The 16,398-nt window shown below is 60.5% G+C and carries 15 protein-coding genes; 13 read left to right on the forward strand and 2 right to left on the reverse strand.

Annotated elements, in window-relative coordinates; genetic code table 11:
• Positions 1 to 30 precede the first annotated feature (30 nt).
• Positions 31 to 702 carry a GntR family transcriptional regulator gene (locus AC1DYF_RS08940; RefSeq protein WP_477876356.1) on the reverse strand — a complete coding sequence of 224 codons (672 nt, stop codon included), beginning with the start codon at positions 700 to 702 and terminating at the stop codon, positions 31 to 33.
• Positions 703 to 770: 68 nt separating this feature from the next.
• Between AC1DYF_RS08940 and AC1DYF_RS08945 the strand changes: the two genes are divergently transcribed.
• The 3 genes from AC1DYF_RS08945 (at position 771) to AC1DYF_RS08955 (ending at position 4,562) form a co-directional block, all read left to right on the forward strand.
• Entirely contained in the window at positions 771 to 1,646 is an 876-nt protein-coding gene (locus AC1DYF_RS08945) for a GntR family transcriptional regulator (protein WP_477876357.1), read from the forward strand.
• 188 nt (positions 1,647 to 1,834) lie between these two features.
• Positions 1,835 to 3,259 (forward strand): glutamine synthetase family protein, encoded by a 1,425-nt coding sequence (locus AC1DYF_RS08950; protein WP_477876358.1) that lies wholly within the window; start codon positions 1,835 to 1,837, stop codon positions 3,257 to 3,259.
• 1 nt (position 3,260) lies between these two features.
• Entirely contained in the window at positions 3,261 to 4,562 is a 1,302-nt protein-coding gene (locus tag AC1DYF_RS08955) for an NAD(P)/FAD-dependent oxidoreductase (protein WP_477876359.1), read from the forward strand.
• 15 nt (positions 4,563 to 4,577) lie between these two features.
• Here the strand turns inward: AC1DYF_RS08955 and AC1DYF_RS08960 are convergent, their stop codons facing one another.
• On the reverse strand, positions 4,578 to 5,210 hold the full coding sequence (locus AC1DYF_RS08960; protein ID WP_477876360.1) for a TetR/AcrR family transcriptional regulator: 633 nt from the start codon (positions 5,208 to 5,210) through the stop codon (positions 4,578 to 4,580).
• Between the two features lie 358 nt (positions 5,211 to 5,568).
• Between AC1DYF_RS08960 and AC1DYF_RS08965 the strand changes: the two genes are divergently transcribed.
• The 10 genes from AC1DYF_RS08965 to AC1DYF_RS09010 all read left to right on the forward strand — a co-directional run bounded on the left by AC1DYF_RS08965 (position 5,569) and on the right by AC1DYF_RS09010 (position 16,396).
• Complete coding sequence (locus AC1DYF_RS08965) at positions 5,569 to 6,669, forward strand: ABC transporter ATP-binding protein (RefSeq protein WP_477876361.1); 1,101 nt, start codon at positions 5,569 to 5,571, stop codon at positions 6,667 to 6,669.
• 5 nt (positions 6,670 to 6,674) lie between these two features.
• Positions 6,675 to 7,577: an ABC transporter permease gene (locus AC1DYF_RS08970; protein ID WP_477876362.1), complete on the forward strand. Its 903-nt coding sequence runs from the start codon at positions 6,675 to 6,677 to the stop codon at positions 7,575 to 7,577.
• Positions 7,570 to 8,403 carry an ABC transporter permease gene (locus AC1DYF_RS08975; RefSeq protein WP_477876363.1) on the forward strand — a complete coding sequence of 278 codons (834 nt, stop codon included), beginning with the start codon at positions 7,570 to 7,572 and terminating at the stop codon, positions 8,401 to 8,403. The genes AC1DYF_RS08970 and AC1DYF_RS08975 overlap by 8 nt, the downstream gene beginning before the upstream one ends.
• Positions 8,404 to 8,425: 22 nt before the next feature.
• Positions 8,426 to 9,448, forward strand: a complete 1,023-nt coding sequence (locus tag AC1DYF_RS08980) for an extracellular solute-binding protein (protein ID WP_477876364.1) — start codon at positions 8,426 to 8,428, stop codon at positions 9,446 to 9,448.
• 79 nt (positions 9,449 to 9,527) lie between these two features.
• A complete protein-coding gene (locus AC1DYF_RS08985) occupies positions 9,528 to 11,195 on the forward strand; it encodes an amidohydrolase (RefSeq protein WP_477876365.1) in 1,668 nt (555 codons plus the stop codon).
• A 230-nt stretch (positions 11,196 to 11,425) separates the two neighbouring features.
• The gene (locus AC1DYF_RS08990; protein ID WP_477876366.1) at positions 11,426 to 12,094 is read left to right on the forward strand and encodes a GntR family transcriptional regulator; all 669 of its coding nucleotides are present in this window, start codon (positions 11,426 to 11,428) and stop codon (positions 12,092 to 12,094) included.
• Positions 12,095 to 12,409: 315 nt separating this feature from the next.
• Complete coding sequence (gene bioB, locus AC1DYF_RS08995) at positions 12,410 to 13,357, forward strand: biotin synthase BioB (protein WP_477876399.1); 948 nt, start codon at positions 12,410 to 12,412, stop codon at positions 13,355 to 13,357.
• Positions 13,354 to 14,499, forward strand: coding sequence for an 8-amino-7-oxononanoate synthase (locus AC1DYF_RS09000; protein WP_477876367.1), 1,146 nt, complete (start codon positions 13,354 to 13,356; stop codon positions 14,497 to 14,499). The genes bioB and AC1DYF_RS09000 overlap by 4 nt, the downstream gene beginning before the upstream one ends.
• The gene (bioD, locus tag AC1DYF_RS09005) at positions 14,496 to 15,134 is read left to right on the forward strand and encodes a dethiobiotin synthase (protein ID WP_477876368.1); all 639 of its coding nucleotides are present in this window, start codon (positions 14,496 to 14,498) and stop codon (positions 15,132 to 15,134) included. Before AC1DYF_RS09000 ends, bioD begins: the two co-directional genes overlap by 4 nt.
• Positions 15,131 to 16,396, forward strand: coding sequence for an adenosylmethionine--8-amino-7-oxononanoate transaminase (locus AC1DYF_RS09010; protein ID WP_477876369.1), 1,266 nt, complete (start codon positions 15,131 to 15,133; stop codon positions 16,394 to 16,396). Before bioD ends, AC1DYF_RS09010 begins: the two co-directional genes overlap by 4 nt.
• The last annotated feature ends 2 nt before the right edge of the window (positions 16,397 to 16,398 follow it).

Here is a 16,398-nt window from a genome sequence, read left to right on the forward strand (position 1 = left end):
TGTCTCCGGCTTCCGGTCTGCTACCGGCCGTCAACGGCGGCCGGGACTCGCGAAATCGGCCAACATCGGCGCGGTTTCGAGAATATGGGCCCGCATCACGGATTCGGCGTGCGCGGCGTCGCCGGTGCGAAGTGCCGTGATCAGGCGCTCATGCTCGTCGAGTGCGCTGACGGGTTTGTCGACATAGTCGAACCAGATCCGCATATAGGGCTCGATCACCACATGCAGTGTGGCGATCTGGCGGATCAGCTTGGGCCGGCCGCTGAGCTTGCAGATATAGAGGTGGAACTCCTGATGCCGGGCGACCCAGTCGCTGCTGCCGGCCAGTCCGGCACGCTCCATGCGCTCCAGCAGGCTTTGCAATTCTTCGAAGATCTCCGGTGTCAGCCTTTGCATGGCGAGCCGGACCGCAAGGCCTTCGAGGACGGAGCGGATTTCGAAGGTCTCGTAGATCTCCTCCAAGGTGAGGCCCGCGACGACGCAGCCGCGATTGGGCCTGAGCACGACAAGGCCGTCGGCCGCCAAACGGCGAAAGGCTTCGCGTACCGGCATGCGGCTCATGCCGACCTCCGCGGCGATGTCCTCCGCGATCAGCCGGTCGCCGGCGCGATACCGCCCAAGCCGTAATGCCTGATGGAGATAGCGATAGGCTTCCTGCTCGGCGGTCGAGCTTGCCGCTTCTTCGGTAAGGGACGGGATCATGCGTAAAACCCTGCTATTGGATAAATGTATCCAATCATCCAAATATCCATCGGTCAATGGAATTGTTAATGGCGCGACGCCAGGTGCGAATGCGGTCTAATCGTGAACCTGCAGGCGGTACCGCTGGTGTGGTTGACCGGGTTCGCTCACGCCAATCTTATTCGTTGCGCAAGATTGACTTCGTTCCCGCTTTTTCAATAAGTCCAAAGCTCTACGAAGCTCGAGGGGCAGGCAGGATGGCACGACCGCGACAGATTTCCGCAGAGGCCCTCAATGTTGAAATTCTCCCGCGCGTGGCTCAGGAGAGCGTCAAGCAGTGGACCTATCGCAGCATCCGCCATGCGATCATGACCGGACGCGTACCGCCGGGAAAACCGGTGACGATCAACGGGCTTTCCGAAGCCTTGGGCGTGAGCGCAATGCCGGTGCGGGAGGCGCTGCATCTGCTGGTCGCCGATGGCGCGCTCGAACATCTCGACAATCGCCGGGTCAGGGTCCCTGACATCACGCCTGAAAAATTCGACGAAATCATCGCGGCGCGCGTCGCTCTCGAGACCCTGGCGGCAGAACGCGCCATGCCCTTCGTCGACTTCGTCCGGCTTTCCCGGATGCAGAAGATCGATACCGAAATCGACGACGCTTATGATCGCGGCGATATCGAAGCCGGGATAGAACGGAACTTCGCTTTCCATCGCTGTTTCTATGAGGCGGGCTCAGCATCCGTATTGCTGCCGCTGATCGAGTCCGTGTGGCTTCGGCTCGGCCCCTTCATGCGCGAAGCAACCGAAAATCTCGACGAAACCTATCGTTTTGACCGGCACGGCGAAGCCATGCAGGCGATCAGAGACCGCAATGCGACAGCCCTGCGCGAAGCGATCGAGTCCGACATCCAGGACGGGGCAGGCTACCTGGGCCGCAAGCGTTTCGTGGCAAAATCGGTGTAGCTGGTTTTGACCCGTGCAGCTGTGTCCGAATTAATTTGATCAAATTAACTAGACTGTTGATCAAATATAGCCTATGAATGATCATCATTAAGGGCCGGAACTGCAGTGCCTTGGTGCGACTGCAACAGTTACCGGCCCAGATTCAGCGCATCGAGCCCTCTTCCCGAGGTGCCGCGCAGGCGGGTGTGATGATCATGTTGAGCAAGAGTTTGGATGTCGTTCAGGCGAATTTGACCGATGCGGGCGTGCCGCTCGTCCGGTCAGCGTCTCCGGCGGAAGCCTTCTTCGAAGCCAATCCCGATATCGAGGTGCTTGAGGCCTTCGTGGTCGACGTCAACGGCGTGCCGCGCGGCAAATGGATTCCGCGCGAGCGGGCGCTGGAAGTGCTCGCCAAGGGCATGGCCATGCCGCGATCGGTCTTTGCGCTCGACATCTGGGGGCGTGATGTCAACGCCGCTGGGCTTGCGGAGGGCACTGGCGATCCGGACGGCATCTGCATGCCGGTTGTGGGAACGCTGTCGCGGGTAAACTGGCTCAACCGCCCGACCGCACAGGTCATGCTCGACATGCGCAATGGCGACGGCAGCGATTTCCATGGCAATCCGAGGTCCACCCTGGCCGCTGTGCTGGCCAAATATGCGGATCTGCGACTCACCCCCGTTGCCGCGACCGAACTCGAATTCTATCTGATCGATCCGCTGCGCTCGGCGCTCGATCCTGTCCGGCCACCCAAATCGCGCGAGGGCAGGTGGCACACCGGCCAGACGCAGGTGCTGTCGATCTCCGAACTGGAAGACAATGAGGACGTGTTTGCCGATATTGCCCGCGCCTGCCGCGCACAGGGCGTACCTGCCGATACCGCGCTTCGCGAAAACGGCCCCGGACAATACGAAATCAATCTCCACCATGTCGCCGATGCGTTGAAGGCGGCGGATTATGCCGTGCTGCTCAAACGCATCGTCAAATCAGTAGCCCGCAAGCACGATCTCGATGCGACCTTCATGGCGAAACCTTATGGTTTGCAGGCCGGCAGCGGCATGCATGTGCATTTTTCGATCCTCGATGAGCGCGGCGACAATATCTTTGCCGCCGAAGACGGATTGTCGGAAAAGCTGATGCATTCGGTCGGCGGGCTGATCTCCTATATGCCCGACAGCATGGCCGTTTTCGCGCCGCATGCCAATTCCTATCGCCGGCTCAGGCCAAGCGAGCATGCGCCGACCTACGCTTCCTGGGGCATCGACAATCGGTCGGCCGCCGTCCGCGTCATCAAAGCCGGCAAGGCCGCGACCCGGATAGAGCACAGAGTGGCCGGGGCAGACACCAATCCGTATCTGGTGCTGGCGATGATCCTCAATGCGGCGCTCGCCGGCATGAAGGAACGGATCGATCCCGGCAGCGCCATCGACGGCGACGATCACGGCGTTGGACATGATGCGCTGCCGACAAACTGGGATGTGGCGCTGTCGCGGTTTTCCAAGTCGGGCTTTGCCCTCGGCACGTTCGGCGCGCCCTACCGCGCACTCTACAAAGCCTGCAAGGAGCAGGAACTTTCGGAATTCTCCCACAGGGTCACGGACGTCGAATACGACGCCTATATCAGGACGGTGTGACATGAACGTTCTCGCAAAATTCGACAATCCCGGCCATATCAGGTCCTGGTATGCGGCGACTGCTCTGGAACAGGCCCCACGCCCCGCGCTTCAGGGCGAGATCCACACCGATGTCTGCATCATCGGCGCCGGATTCACCGGCGTTTCGGCGGCGCTGGAGCTCGCCGAACGCGGTTTCAAGGTGGCGGTGCTGGAAGGCGAGCGGATCGGCTTCGGCGCTTCCGGCCGCAATGGCGGCCAGATCGTCAACGGCTACAGTCGCGATCTCGAAACCATTGCCAAGCGCTACGGCAAGGCGAAGGCCGATGCGCTCGGCCTGATGTCGCTGGAAGGCGGCAATCTCATTCGGCAACGTGTCGCCCAATATGACATCCGCTGCGATCTCCGCCACGGCGGCTTCTTTGCCGCCTTTACCGCCAAGCAGATGCGGGAAATGGAAAAGGTGCGGGCCGAGTGGACGGCGCATGGCCATGACGGGCTCGAAATGGTGTCCGCATCCGAAGTCGGGAAATATGTGCAGAGCCACCGCTATATCGGCGGCATGATCGACCGGCTCGGCGGCCATATCCATCCGCTCAATCTCGTCATTGGCGAGGCGCAGGCGGCAGAAAGGCTCGGTGTTCGCTTTTTCGAACGCTCCCGGGTGACGAATGTCACGCCGGGGGCAAATCCTGTCGTCTCGACCGATCAAGGACAGGTCAGGGCGAAATTCGTGCTCGTCTGCGGCAATGCCTATCTCGGCAGGCTCCTGCCGGAGATCGGCGGCCGGATGATGCCGGTGTCCAGCCAGGTCATGGCCACCGAGCCTCTCGATCCCCAGATGATCGAGGCTTTGCTGCCCGCCGATTATTGCGTCGAGGACGCCAACTATGTTCTCGATTACTATCGCCGCACCTCAGACAATCGCCTGCTTTATGGCGGCGGCATCGGATATGGCGGCAGCGATCCCAAGAATCTGACCGGTGTGATCCTGCCCAATTTGCTCAGGACGTTTCCGCAGCTTGCCGGTGTTCGCATCGACTATGCCTGGAGCGGCAATTTCGCGCTCACGCTCACCCGCATTCCGCATGTAGGCAAACTGTCCGATACGGTCTATTTTTCCCACGGCGACAGCGGCCATGGCGTCACCACGACGCATCTGCTCGGAAAAATCCTCGGCGAGGCTGTGGCCGGACAGGCAGGGCGCTTCGACGTCTGGTCGTCGCTGCCGAACTTGCCGTTCCCGGGCGGCCGCAGCTTCCGCGTTCCGCTGACGGTTCTCGGTGCATGGTGGTACGGCATGCGCGACAGACTGGGCGTGTGACGATCGGAGACCGTCTCATTCGTCGAAAATCAGGTCCAGCAATTCGCGGATTTGCGGCAAAAGGCGGCTGTAGTGCTCCTCAAGGCTCAAGGTATCGTCCTTGATCAGGGCGGTATAATGCGCAATCCAATGGTTATAGATGACGTTCGCCAGCATCTCAGCATCATAATCACCTCCGCGGCGCGTCTTGCAGGGACGATCGGCGAGAACGGCCTTGATCGTGTCTTTGAGAACGCGGTCGATTTGGCTGTAGCGTTTGACGAACTCGGATTCCGGATTGCGGATCGCAGCCGAATCCGCATAGCGCCAGACTGACCTGCTGAAGATTTGCAGCGAAAATGCTGAAAACTCGGCCAACAACTCGGCCATATCGTCATAGAGCCGCGGATGACTGCGCTTGGGCCGGGAACGATTGGCCTCGACGCCCCGTTCGTGACCTTCCAAGATGATCGCCAGCAGAAGGTCGTCGCGGCTGCCGAAATAATTGAAGATCGTCGGCGTCGAGACGCTGAGCTCGGCGGCGATTCCCGCCATCGTGGTTGTCTCGATACCCTGTTCCTCGAACAGCCGCTTGGCGCATGCAAGAATACTGTTCCGGCGCTCCTGCTTCTGCCTTGAGCGAAGCCCGACGGCCTGATCGCCCGCCATCCCGTTTCCTTCCTGCCAAAATATTTTATGGCGTAAAAGATTTTATTGACACAAACTTTTTATGACATACAGTATTAAACATAAGCGAACAACAAAAGAAAAACGGGAACGACATTGTTTGTGCGGCAACTGTGCCGCCAGCATCGAGGAGCTTAAAGACTGGGATTGCGCCTGATGCCAGGCGTTCGAAGCGATGCTTCGTCGCCGTCAGGTGTTTCAGCTATCCGGCAAGATTTGAGACGGGAATACCCATCCCGCGAGGGTTGGCGTGCGCTTAGGCGCGTCGATTGGATCGAAGGATCAGAGCTGGCTTTGAGCCCTGCGGCTCGGTCGGAGACAGAGGTCAATGGAACAACGAATGAGCTTGCCAAACTCGGATGTCGCTGCGGGTGGCGCGGTCAAGATGCAGAATATTGTGAAGGATTTCGGTGCGTTCCGTGCCGTGGACGATGTTTCCCTGGAAATCCGCCCGAACGAGTTCTTCACCCTGCTTGGACCATCGGGCTGTGGCAAGACGACGCTTCTACGCATGATGGCTGGCTTTGAGGCGCCGAGCACGGGCAGGCTTCTCCTCGACGGCAAGGACATAGCCGCTCTGCCGGCAAATCTCAGGCCCATCAACACTGTTTTCCAGAACTACGCTCTTTTTCCGCATATGACGGTCGCCGAAAATATCGGCTTCGGCCTGAAAATGCTCGGCAAGAGCAAGGCGGAAATTGCCGGGATCGTCGACGAAATGCTCGCTCTCGTGCGCCTCGACGGTGCGGGCAAGCGTCTTGTCACGCAGCTTTCGGGAGGCCAGCAGCAGCGCGTTGCACTTGCGCGGGCGCTGGCGCCGAAACCAAAAGTTCTGCTGCTCGACGAGCCCTTGTCGGCGCTCGACCTCAAGCTGCGCAAATCCATGCAGATCGAATTGAAGCGCATGCAGGAGGAGACGAGCATCACCTTCATCTTCGTCACGCATGATCAGGAAGAGGCCCTGACCATGTCGGACCGCATCGCCGTCATGGACAAGGGCAAGGTCCTGCAGGTGGGATCGGCGCACGAAATCTACGAACATCCTGCCGACCGCTTTGTTGCCGGCTTCATTGGCGAGACGAATTTCCTCGAAGGCAATCTGAGCGCAAGCAACGGGGCAACCGGAACCATTGTTCTCGACTGTGGGCTGACCGTCGATGCGCTGACATCGAAATCGCTTGCAGCCTCCGGGGCAATCACCATCGTCGTGCGTCCGGAACACCTCGAAATCGCGGCAGCCGGCACACCTGGAACGCTGGCCGCCACGATAGAGCGCATCGTCTATTTCGGCACCGACACCCATATCCACGCCCGTCTCGGCGACCAGACGGCGCTGACGATCCGTCGTCAGAACCGGCCCGGCGCAAGCGACGGGCTAGGCGAGGGGGCTCAAATCGGCGTCGCCATTCCCGCGGGCGTCGCCCAGGTTCTGAAGGATTGACCGAGATGTCAGCTGTACCGGCCGCAGACAGACAGCATGCCCGCCGCAATCTGGCGCTGGCCTCGCCCGCTATCCTGATCATGGCGATCCTGGGCCTGCTGCCGCTGGCGGTGGTGATCGCCTATTCCTTCATGGTTCCGGCGGATTATGGCGGCGTCGTGCCGAAATTCTCGCTTGAATCCTACATCTCGCTGCTGTTTCAGCGCGACATTTTCGACGACACGCTTTCCTTTTCCGGAGACTATCTCGAAATCTATCTCCGCACCGCGATCTTCGGCGCGATCACCACGGTGCTGTGCCTGCTCGTCGGCTTCCCGACGGCCTATTTCATGGCGACAAGACCGAAGGCGACCCGCAACCGTTGGGTTCTGCTGGTCACCATTCCTTTCTGGTCCAACCTTCTCGTTCGCACGATCGCGGTCATGTTCATCATCCGCGACGAAGGCCTGATCAATTCGATCCTGCTCGATCTCGGCATCATTGGTCACCCGATCACGATGCTCTACACCAATTTCGCCATCCTGCTCGGCCTGGTCTACAGTTTCGTGCCGTTCATGATATTGCCGATCTATGCCTCGCTGGAGAAATTCGATTTTCGGCTCGCGGAGGCAGGGTTCGACCTCTACGCCACACGTTTCCAGGTTCTGACGCGCATCATTGTCCCCTTGGCGAAACCAGGCATCATCACCGGCGCCATCCTCGTCTTCGTGCCGTCCTTCGGCGCTTATGTGACGCCGCTGCTCCTGGGAGGCGGCAGCCATCTGATGATCGGCGACCTCATTGCTCTGCAATTCGGCTCGTCGCGGAACTGGCCGCTCGGCTCGGCTTTCTCGATCGTTCTCATGGTCATCATCATGATCGCTCTTCTCATCCAGATCCGTCGCTCGGGGCAGGTGCGGCATGGCTGATCTCCCGACCTACGGCACCATCGACGTCAAGCGTCAAACCGGTTTCAGCTTCATTGCTGCCGTAACGATAACGGCGCTCTATGTTCCGATCCTCATCGTGCTGCTGTTTTCGTTCAACAATTCCACAAGCATCGGCGCGTCGTGGCAGGGCTTTTCCATCCGCTGGTATGTGTCGCTGCTCGACAATGGCGGCTTCTTCGACGCCGCCATCCTGTCGATCGTCATCGCCGTGTCGGCGACCGTCATGGCGACGGTGGTGGCCACCGCTGCGGCGCTGGCGACAACCCGCGTCAAACGTTGGAGAGGGCAGACGGCGACGGTCCTGACCATTACCTCGCCGCTGATTGTTCCGGAAATCGTCTCGGCGGTGTCGCTGCTCGCCTTCTTTTCCTTCGCTGCGCAGGCTTTTGGCATCAGCTTCGGCATTGCCAAGCTGATTGCCGCCCACACATCGTTCTGCATTCCCTTTGCCTATCTGCCGATCCGAGGTCGCCTCGAAGGCATGGACATCACGCTGGAGAATGCCGCGGCCGATCTTTACGCCAATCGCTGGCGGACATTCCGATACGTCACGCTGCCATTGCTTCTGCCCGGCATCATGTCCGGGGCGGCGCTCTCTTTCATCGTCTCTTTCGACGATTTCACCATCACCCAGCTGATCGCCGGGCCGGGGGAGACGACCCTGCCGCTGTTCATCTGGTCGCGCATCCGCAACACGGTAACGCCGGAGCTCAACGCCATGTGCACGTTGCTGCTTCTCGTCTCAATCGCGTTCATCGTCGTCTCTTTCATCTTCACCAAGAAAAGCCAGGACGAGGAATCCTGAAACCAAAAAGGGGAATACCGAAATGAAGAAGATAGCCTTGTTTGCGTTTTCAGCACTGCTGGCTTCGTCGACCAGCGCCTTTGCTGCGGGCGAGCTGCATATCTACAATTGGGGCAACTACACCAATCCCAAGCTGATCGAGAAATTCGAGAAGGCTTACGGTGTGAAGGTCACGCTCGACACCTATGATTCCAATGAGTCGATGATGGCCAAGATCAAGGCCGGCGGATTGGGCTATGATATTGTCGTTCCGTCCGACTATGCGGTCAAGATCATGGCGGACGAGGGTCTGCTGGAAAAGACCGAACCGGACCAGATGTCCAACTTCAAGAACATGAAGCCGGACCTGGTTCACCTCTATTACGATGATGGGCGTCACTACTCGGTTCCGTGGCAGGTCGGCATCACCTCTTTCTCGGTCGATACGACCGTCTACAAAGGTGACATCGATACCTGGGCCGTTCTTTTCGACCCGCCGGCCGAACTCAAGGGCCGCATCAACATCCTCGACGACATGGTGACTGTCATCCATGCCGTCGAACTCTACAAGGGCTTTCCCCGCTGCACATCCGACAAGGCGCAGTTGAAGGAGGTCAGCAAAATCCTCAACGCTGCAAAGCCGAGCTGGCGCACATTCAGCTACGACGCGCCGACGCTGCTCTCGTCCAAGGATGTCGATGCCTCGATGATCTGGGATGGCGCAGGAATCCGGGCACGCGCCAATCGCGCAACGCTGAAGTTTGCCTTCCCGAAGGAAGGCGCCGGAGGCTTCGTCGACAATGTCGCTGTCCTGAAGGGTGCGGCAAACCTCGAAAACGCCAAGCTGTTCCAGAATTTCGTCATGGAACCGGAAAATGCCGCGCTGATTTCCGACTTTGCCACTTACAATAACGGCATTGTCGGTTCGGAAAAGTTCATGTCCAAGGACATCAGCAATGCGCCGGAACTGCATGCGCCGGCATCGATGAAAATCAGCTTCGACCCGCCGTGCCCGCCCGAGGTCATCGATATCTACAACAAGATCTGGACCAATCTGCGCAAATAACTTGCGGAACATTGGCTGAAGCAACGGGCGGCGGCAGCGCCGGCGCCCGCCCGATGACTTATTTCATGGAAGCGAGATCATGGCCGAAATAGCCGACATCATCATCACCAATGGCAAGGTCATCACCATGGATGACGCCATGCCGCGTGCCGAAGCCATTGCGCTCAAGGGCAACAAAATCGTCTTCGTCGGATCGGCGGACACGGCGAAGGCTCATGCCGGGGAGGCGACACGCATAGTTGATGCTCGTGGCGCCACGGTCATGCCCGGTTTCAACGAATCGCACATGCATATTTTTGGCGGCTCGCTGAGCCTCACCCAGCTTCCGCTGTCGGGCGTTCGCGGACATGAACGGCTGAAAGTGCTGGTGGAAGCTTATGCCGCAGAGCATCCCGACCTGCCGTTGCTCGTCGGACACGGGGCCGATTACGTCCTTGTCGGCTCTGATGGTGCAGCACGGCAGGCATTGGATGCCATCGTCGCCGATCGGCCGCTTGTGGTCATGGCGGTCGACTATCACACCGCCTGGGCGAACACCGCGGCACTGGAAGCGGCCGGGATACTCAGGGGGAAAAAGCTCAGCGTCGGCAATGAGATCGTCATGGGTGCGGACGGTCTTGCCACAGGCGAATTGCGGGAGAGCGAGGCGATCGGGCCGGTGCTTGATCTGGGGGCGACGGGCGGTCGCGAGCGCTTCGGGGTGGCCACCGGCGGCGACCCGGACAATGTGACGGCGGAGCAAAGGGCCAGCGATGCCGCACTCTTCAAGCGTGGCCTCGCCTATTGCGCTTCGATGGGCATAACGTCGTTCCAGAACATGGACGGAAATCTCTACCAGCTCGAACTGCTCGACGAGATCGAGCAAGGCGCGGGGCTTCCGGTGCGCGTGCGCATGCCCTTCCATATGAAGAATTTCATGCCGCTGAGCGATCTCTCCGACAAGGCGGATGCGTGGCGCCGTCGCTATGACACGGATCGTCTTCGCTGCAATTTCGTCAAGATGTTTGCCGACGGCGTCGTTGAATCCGGCACCGCCTATATGGTCGGCGGCTATGGTGACAAGCCCGATGAAAACGGCGATCCACTGTTCACCGACGACCAGTTCCGCGCGATCGCCGCGGAGGCCGACCGTCTCGGCCTGCAGATTGCGGTTCATGCCATCGGCAGCGCTGCCGTGCGGCAGACGCTTGACGCCTATCAGGGGGCTATTGCGCTCAATGGCCGGCGCAACAGCCGGCATCGTATCGAACATATTGAAACCATCGAGACGGACGACGTGCCGCGTCTCAATGCACTCGGCGTCGTCGCGTCGATGCAGCCGACACATCCGCCCGGCACCGGGGCAACGCCGGTCGAACCCTATCTCAGCCGCATCGGCGAGAAACGGTGGCCTCTCGCTTTCGCCTGGCGGACCATCGCGGAGACTGGTGTGGAACTCGTGTTCGGCACCGATTGGCCGGTGACTGGCCTCGATCCGCTTGTCTGCATTCAGGAGGCGATGACACGCAAGCCGTGGAAGGAAGAGCTGAGAGACCAGAGGCTGAGCTTGATGGAGGTCCTCAGAGCCTATACCAGCAACGGTGCCTGGGTCGAATTCATGGAGGACCGGAAGGGCGTTCTCAAACCCGGCTATCTCGCCGACATCGTCGTGCTCGATGACGATATCGAGCGTGCAGCAAGCGAAGCGATCGGCCGGATCAAGCCGGTTCTGACGATCTGCGACGGCAAGGTCAGCTATCAGGCCTGACGCATTCAATTGCGGTCATTTTACAGTGCATGCCCGGGCATCCGCAGGTCTTCGATAGCTTGGAAACCCAAAAACGATACTTGGCATCGGTTCAGCTTCCATCGACTGCGCCAACCAAATGCGGGCTCCCCGATCCGAGCCCGCTCCCCTCGACCATAAAGCCGGTGGACGAGATCCGCCTGCCTGTTGCGAGGCTCGACAGCGTCGCTGTTGCAAATTATCTATGAAACATGACGATCGCATCAGAAGAGACAATCGCCAATCGCATTAGCCGCGTTCTCGCCGACCGCATCATCACCGGTGTGCTGGAGCCTGGCAGCAAGCTGAGGCAGGACCATATTGCCGATGAGTTCGGCACCAGCCATGTTCCGGTGCGCGAGGCGTTCCGTCGCCTCGAGGCGCAGGGTTTGGCGGTGAGCGAGGCGCGTCGCGGCGTGCGGGTTGCATCTTTTTCGTTCGCCGAGGTACAGGAAGTCGCGCGCATGCGTTCGGTGCTGGAGGCGCTGGCGCTGCGCCACGCCGCACCGCATTTGACGCCGCATATCCTGGATCAGGCGGAGGCGGCCGTGCTCGCCTGCGATGTCGCGGTTGATATCCGCCTGTGGGACGAGGCGAATCGCCGGTTCCACAGGCTGCTGCTTGCGCCCTGCGACATGCCGCGGCTGCTGACCGCGATCGATGATCTGCACATGGTGGGATCACGGTTTTTGTTCGCGAGCGGGCCTGGCGGATGGTTGCCGCGGCTCGATGCCGACCATCACGCCATTCTCGATCATCTGCGCAAGGGCCGGATCGACCAAGCTGTCGTCGTATTGGAGCGGCATGTGCAGAGAATCGGCCAGAAGCCCATACAATATGCTTCGGGCGCGACGGGCGCGGCGTTTGCGATCGAGGGCTGAGCGTGGCGCTCATCCGTATTTCTGATCCTTTTTGAAAAAGCAGAGCCAAATTCGCGGAGTTGATGGCTCGATGATTGCACACGCCATGGTGCGCGGTCCTTGGCCGGCGCACTGGCACGTCCGTGGCATAATGCAATCCTCTCCCTATGGTTGCTCGGAGAACTCATTTTCCCCGTGAGGGCTATTGCAAAATTCTGCGCGGCATAAAATTATAGATAAAAATGGATTCTATCTATTTATCCACATGGGAGAGCATTGATGTTGGTGGAATCGGCAGTGGTGAACGGAGAATCCGTCGAGACGCAGGCGGCTGGCATGCTCGCTTCACTAGAGGATGCCAGAACTATCTATAATTTGCCGTTCAACGATCTTCTCTTCCGCGCCCAGCAGGTGCATCGGACCCATTTCGATCCGAACGCCATCCAGATGAGCCGGCTCCTATCGATCAAGACTGGCGGCTGCGCCGAGGATTGCGGCTATTGCAGCCAATCCGCCCACTACCCGACAGGTTTGAAGGCCTCGAAGCTGATGGAGGTAGAGCGCGTGCTGACCGAAGCGCGCAAGGCCAAGGAGGGTGGGGCGACGCGCTATTGCATGGGCGCTGCCTGGCGCAATCCCAAGGATCGCGACATGGATGCGCTGGTCGCCATGGTCGAAGGCGTCAAGGCGCTCGGGATGGAAACCTGCATGACGCTCGGCATGCTGACCCCCGAGCAGTCCGGGACGCTCGCCGATGCCGGCCTCGATTACTACAATCACAATGTCGATACGTCCGAGCGCTATTATTCCGAGATCATCACCACCCGCACCTTTGCGGACCGGCTGGAAACGCTTGCCAATGTCCGTGACGCCGGCATCAAGGTCTGCGCCGGCGGCATTCTCGGCATGGGCGAGACGGTCGAGGACCGCATTTCGATGCTGGTGACGCTCGCCAACCTGCCGGTTCCGCCGGAAAGCGTGCCGATCAACATGCTGATCCCGATCCCGGGTTCGAAGCTTGCCGACGCAGCCCCGGTCGATCCAATCGATTTCGTTCGCACCATCGCTTTGGCGCGCATCCTGATGCCGCACTCGCATGTGCGCCTGTCGGCTGGCCGAACGGATATGAGCGACGAGATGCAGGCCCTTTGCTTCTTTGCCGGTGCCAATTCCATCTTCGTTGGCGACACGCTGCTGACGGCAGACAATCCCGGGGAGGATCATGACGCTGCACTGTTCCGCCGGCTGGGCCTGACGCCGATGCAGTTGGAACCGGCCTCTTGAGTTCGTCGGCTTTTGCCCGCTACGAGGCCACGCTCGCCGGCCTCGCGCGCAGGTCGCGGCTCCGCGAACTCACGCCCCAGCAAGGCGTGGATTTCACCTCCAATGACTATCTCGGCCTTGCCAGTGCGCCGCGGCTGAAAGCGGCGATAGCGGCGGCGCTGGATAGAGGCGTGCCCACCGGCGCCGGCGGCTCGCGGCTGTTGCGCGGCAATCACAGGGAACACGAGGCGCTCGAAGCAGAAGCGGCGGCATTCTTCGGAGCCGAGAAGGCTCTTTATTTCAGCAGCGGATTTACCGCCAATGTCGCGCTCTTCTCTTCCCTGCCGCAACGCGACGACCTGATCGTCCATGATGCGCTGATCCATGCCAGTGCCCATGACGGCATAGCTCAGAGCAAGGCGGAGGCGGTTGCCGCGCCGCATAACCAGGTTGATGCCTTTGATCAGGCGATCCGCCGCTGGCGGCAGGCCGGCGGCAAGGGTCATCCCTGGATCGCCGTCGAGAGCCTCTATTCGATGGATGGCGACCAGGCGCCCGTGCTCGAACTTGCGGACCTTGCCGACCGGCATGACGGCTTTCTCGTCGTGGATGAGGCGCATGCCACAGGCATACTTGGTCCCGGAGGCCGCGGCCTTGCCGCCGGGCCTGAGAGCCGCGGCAATGTGCTGGTGCTGCACACCTGCGGCAAAGCGCTTGGCGTGTCGGGTGCGCTTCTAGGCCTGCCCGCGACGCTCGCGAGCTTTCTGATCAACCGCGCACGCAATTTCATCTATTCGACGGCGCCATCGCCATTGATGGCGACGGGTGTGCGGGAGGCCCTGCGCATGATCGCCGACGAGCCTGAGCGGCGCGCGCACCTGGAGAGCTTGAGGAATTTTGCGGGCGAACAGCTGCAGTCACGACTGGGCATTGAACCCAGCGGCTCGCAGATCCTGCCGGTGATGATCGGCGACAATGCCCGTTCGCTGCGCATCGCCGACCGTATGCGGGCCGGTGGTTTCGACCTGCGTGCGATCCGGCCACCGACCGTGCCGGAAGGTACGGCACGGCTGAGGATATCCATCACACTCAATGTCGATGAAGGCCAGATTGCCGCCATGGTCGAGCACCTTGCAGCTGTTATCGAAGAGGAAAAGCCATGATCCAACGATTTGTGGTCTCCGGCACCGATACGGGCATCGGCAAGACGATCTTTTCCGCTGCTCTGACTGGTGCCTTAGGCGGATATTACTGGAAGCCGGTCCAGTCCGGGCTCGATGACGAGACCGATAGCGAAACGGTCGCACGGCTCGGCCGCGTGCCGCACCAACGCATCCTGCCGGAAGCCTATCGCCTTTCGGCACCCGCTTCGCCGCATCTCTCGGCTCGACTCGACGACGTGATGATTGATCCGGAAAGGCTCATGCCGCCGGAAACCGACCGGCCGCTGGTGATCGAAGGGGCAGGGGGGCTTCTGGTGCCGCTTCGGGATGATCTGGTCTTCGCCGATGTCTTTGCCCGCTGGCAAATTCCGGTCATCCTCTGCGCCAGGACGGCACTCGGCACGATCAACCACACGCTGCTGTCGCTCGAAGCGCTGAAGCATCGGGACATCCCGGTATTCGGCGTGGCCTTTATCGGCGATGAGAACCAGGAGACGCAGCGGATAATCGCAAAAATGGGCGGCGTCCGCTCGCTCGGCCGGTTGCCGGGCATTCCGCATCTTAGTGCCGATGCACTCGGCCGGGCATTCCGGGAGAATTTCGATCTCACCGCTTTCGCGGAGGTGTCCGCATGAGCCGCTCGGCTGTCTGGCATCCCTTCACCCAGCACGCGCTCGAACCGGTGATGAAACGTATCGCAGCGACAGACGGCGCCTATCTGATCGAGGAGGATGGCAATCGTATCCTTGATGCCATTTCGTCCTGGTGGGTGATCACCCATCGTCACCGGCACCCCGTGATCATGCAAGCGATCCGCGCCGCGACTGAAGCCTTTGATCAGATCATCTTTGCCGAATATTCGCACGAACCGGCCGAACAGCTCGCGGAAGGACTGATCGGCCTCGCCCCATCCGGATTGAAGCATGTCTTCTATTCCGATAGCGGCTCGACCTCGGTCGAAGTGGCGCTGAAAATGGCGCTCGGTTATTTCCACAATCGCGGTGAGCCGCGCGACCGCATCGTCGTGATGGAGGCGAGCTATCACGGCGACACGATCGGCACCATGTCGACCGGCGAGCGCGGCGTCTTCAATGCTGCCTATGAACCGCTGCTGTTCGGCGTCGACCGGCTGCCGTTTCCCGAGGCAGGCCGCGAGCAGCAGACGCTCGACATGTTCGAAACATTCTGTCGTTCGGGTCGTGTGGCCGCCTTGATCATCGAGCCCTTGGTTCTCGGTGCCGGCGGGATGAAGATTTACGATGCCGGCGTCCTTGCCGGGCTCAGGGAGATCGCAACCCGCCACGGCTGCCTGTTCATCGCCGATGAAGTGATGACCGGCTGGGGCCGGACGGGGACGATGTTTGCCTGCGAGCAGGCGAACATCTCGCCCGATATCCTCTGCACCTCCAAGGGTCTCACCGGCGGCGCTGTGCCGCTCGCAGCAACGCTGTGCACCGGCGATATCTTCGACGCGCACCTCTCGACCGATCGGCGCAAGACGTTCTTCCATTCGAGCTCCTACACGGCCAATCCGATCGCCTGTGCGGCGGCGGTTGCCAATCTGCAGATCTGGCGCAGCGAACCGGTCGTCGAGCGGATACGAAATCTCGAAGCGCTGCACCGGCAGAATCTTGAGCGATTTGAAGGCGACGCGCGCTTTGCCAACATCCGGCAGGCCGGAACGATTGCTGCGCTCGATCTTGTCGTGCCGGCCGGCGGCTATCTGGCCGAGGTCGGACCTCGCATGCGGCGGCTGTTTCGCGAGCGCGGATTTCTCATCCGTCCGCTCGGCAACGTCATTTACCTGATGCCACCCTATTGCCTGACCGCCGACGAACTTGGCCGCGCTTATGACGCCATCGACGAGGTGGCATCCATCGTCCTGGGGGCGCCCTGACG

This window comes from Rhizobium sp. P2_G9 (assembly GCF_056403475.1).

Bases quoted from the DNA above. Each gene is read 5' to 3' on its own strand.
- AC1DYF_RS08945 (WP_477876357.1), top strand. From the start codon at position 771: ATGGCGCGACGCCAGGTGCGAATGCGGTCTAATCGTGAACCTGCAGGC.
- AC1DYF_RS08975 (WP_477876363.1), top strand. From the start codon at position 7,570: ATGGCTGATCTCCCGACCTACGGCACCATCGACGTCAAGCGTCAAACC.
- bioD (WP_477876368.1), top strand. From the start codon at position 14,496: ATGATCCAACGATTTGTGGTCTCCGGCACCGATACGGGCATCGGCAAG.
- AC1DYF_RS08985 (WP_477876365.1), top strand. From the start codon at position 9,528: ATGGCCGAAATAGCCGACATCATCATCACCAATGGCAAGGTCATCACC.
- AC1DYF_RS08940 (WP_477876356.1), bottom strand. From the start codon at position 702: ATGATCCCGTCCCTTACCGAAGAAGCGGCAAGCTCGACCGCCGAGCAG.
- AC1DYF_RS09010 (WP_477876369.1), top strand. From the start codon at position 15,131: ATGAGCCGCTCGGCTGTCTGGCATCCCTTCACCCAGCACGCGCTCGAA.
- AC1DYF_RS08965 (WP_477876361.1), top strand. From the start codon at position 5,569: ATGAGCTTGCCAAACTCGGATGTCGCTGCGGGTGGCGCGGTCAAGATG.
- AC1DYF_RS08955 (WP_477876359.1), top strand. From the start codon at position 3,261: ATGAACGTTCTCGCAAAATTCGACAATCCCGGCCATATCAGGTCCTGG.
- AC1DYF_RS08970 (WP_477876362.1), top strand. From the start codon at position 6,675: ATGTCAGCTGTACCGGCCGCAGACAGACAGCATGCCCGCCGCAATCTG.
- AC1DYF_RS08990 (WP_477876366.1), top strand. From the start codon at position 11,426: ATGACGATCGCATCAGAAGAGACAATCGCCAATCGCATTAGCCGCGTT.
- AC1DYF_RS08960 (WP_477876360.1), bottom strand. From the start codon at position 5,210: ATGGCGGGCGATCAGGCCGTCGGGCTTCGCTCAAGGCAGAAGCAGGAG.
- bioB (WP_477876399.1), top strand. From the start codon at position 12,410: ATGCTCGCTTCACTAGAGGATGCCAGAACTATCTATAATTTGCCGTTC.
- AC1DYF_RS08980 (WP_477876364.1), top strand. From the start codon at position 8,426: ATGAAGAAGATAGCCTTGTTTGCGTTTTCAGCACTGCTGGCTTCGTCG.
- AC1DYF_RS08950 (WP_477876358.1), top strand. From the start codon at position 1,835: ATGATCATGTTGAGCAAGAGTTTGGATGTCGTTCAGGCGAATTTGACC.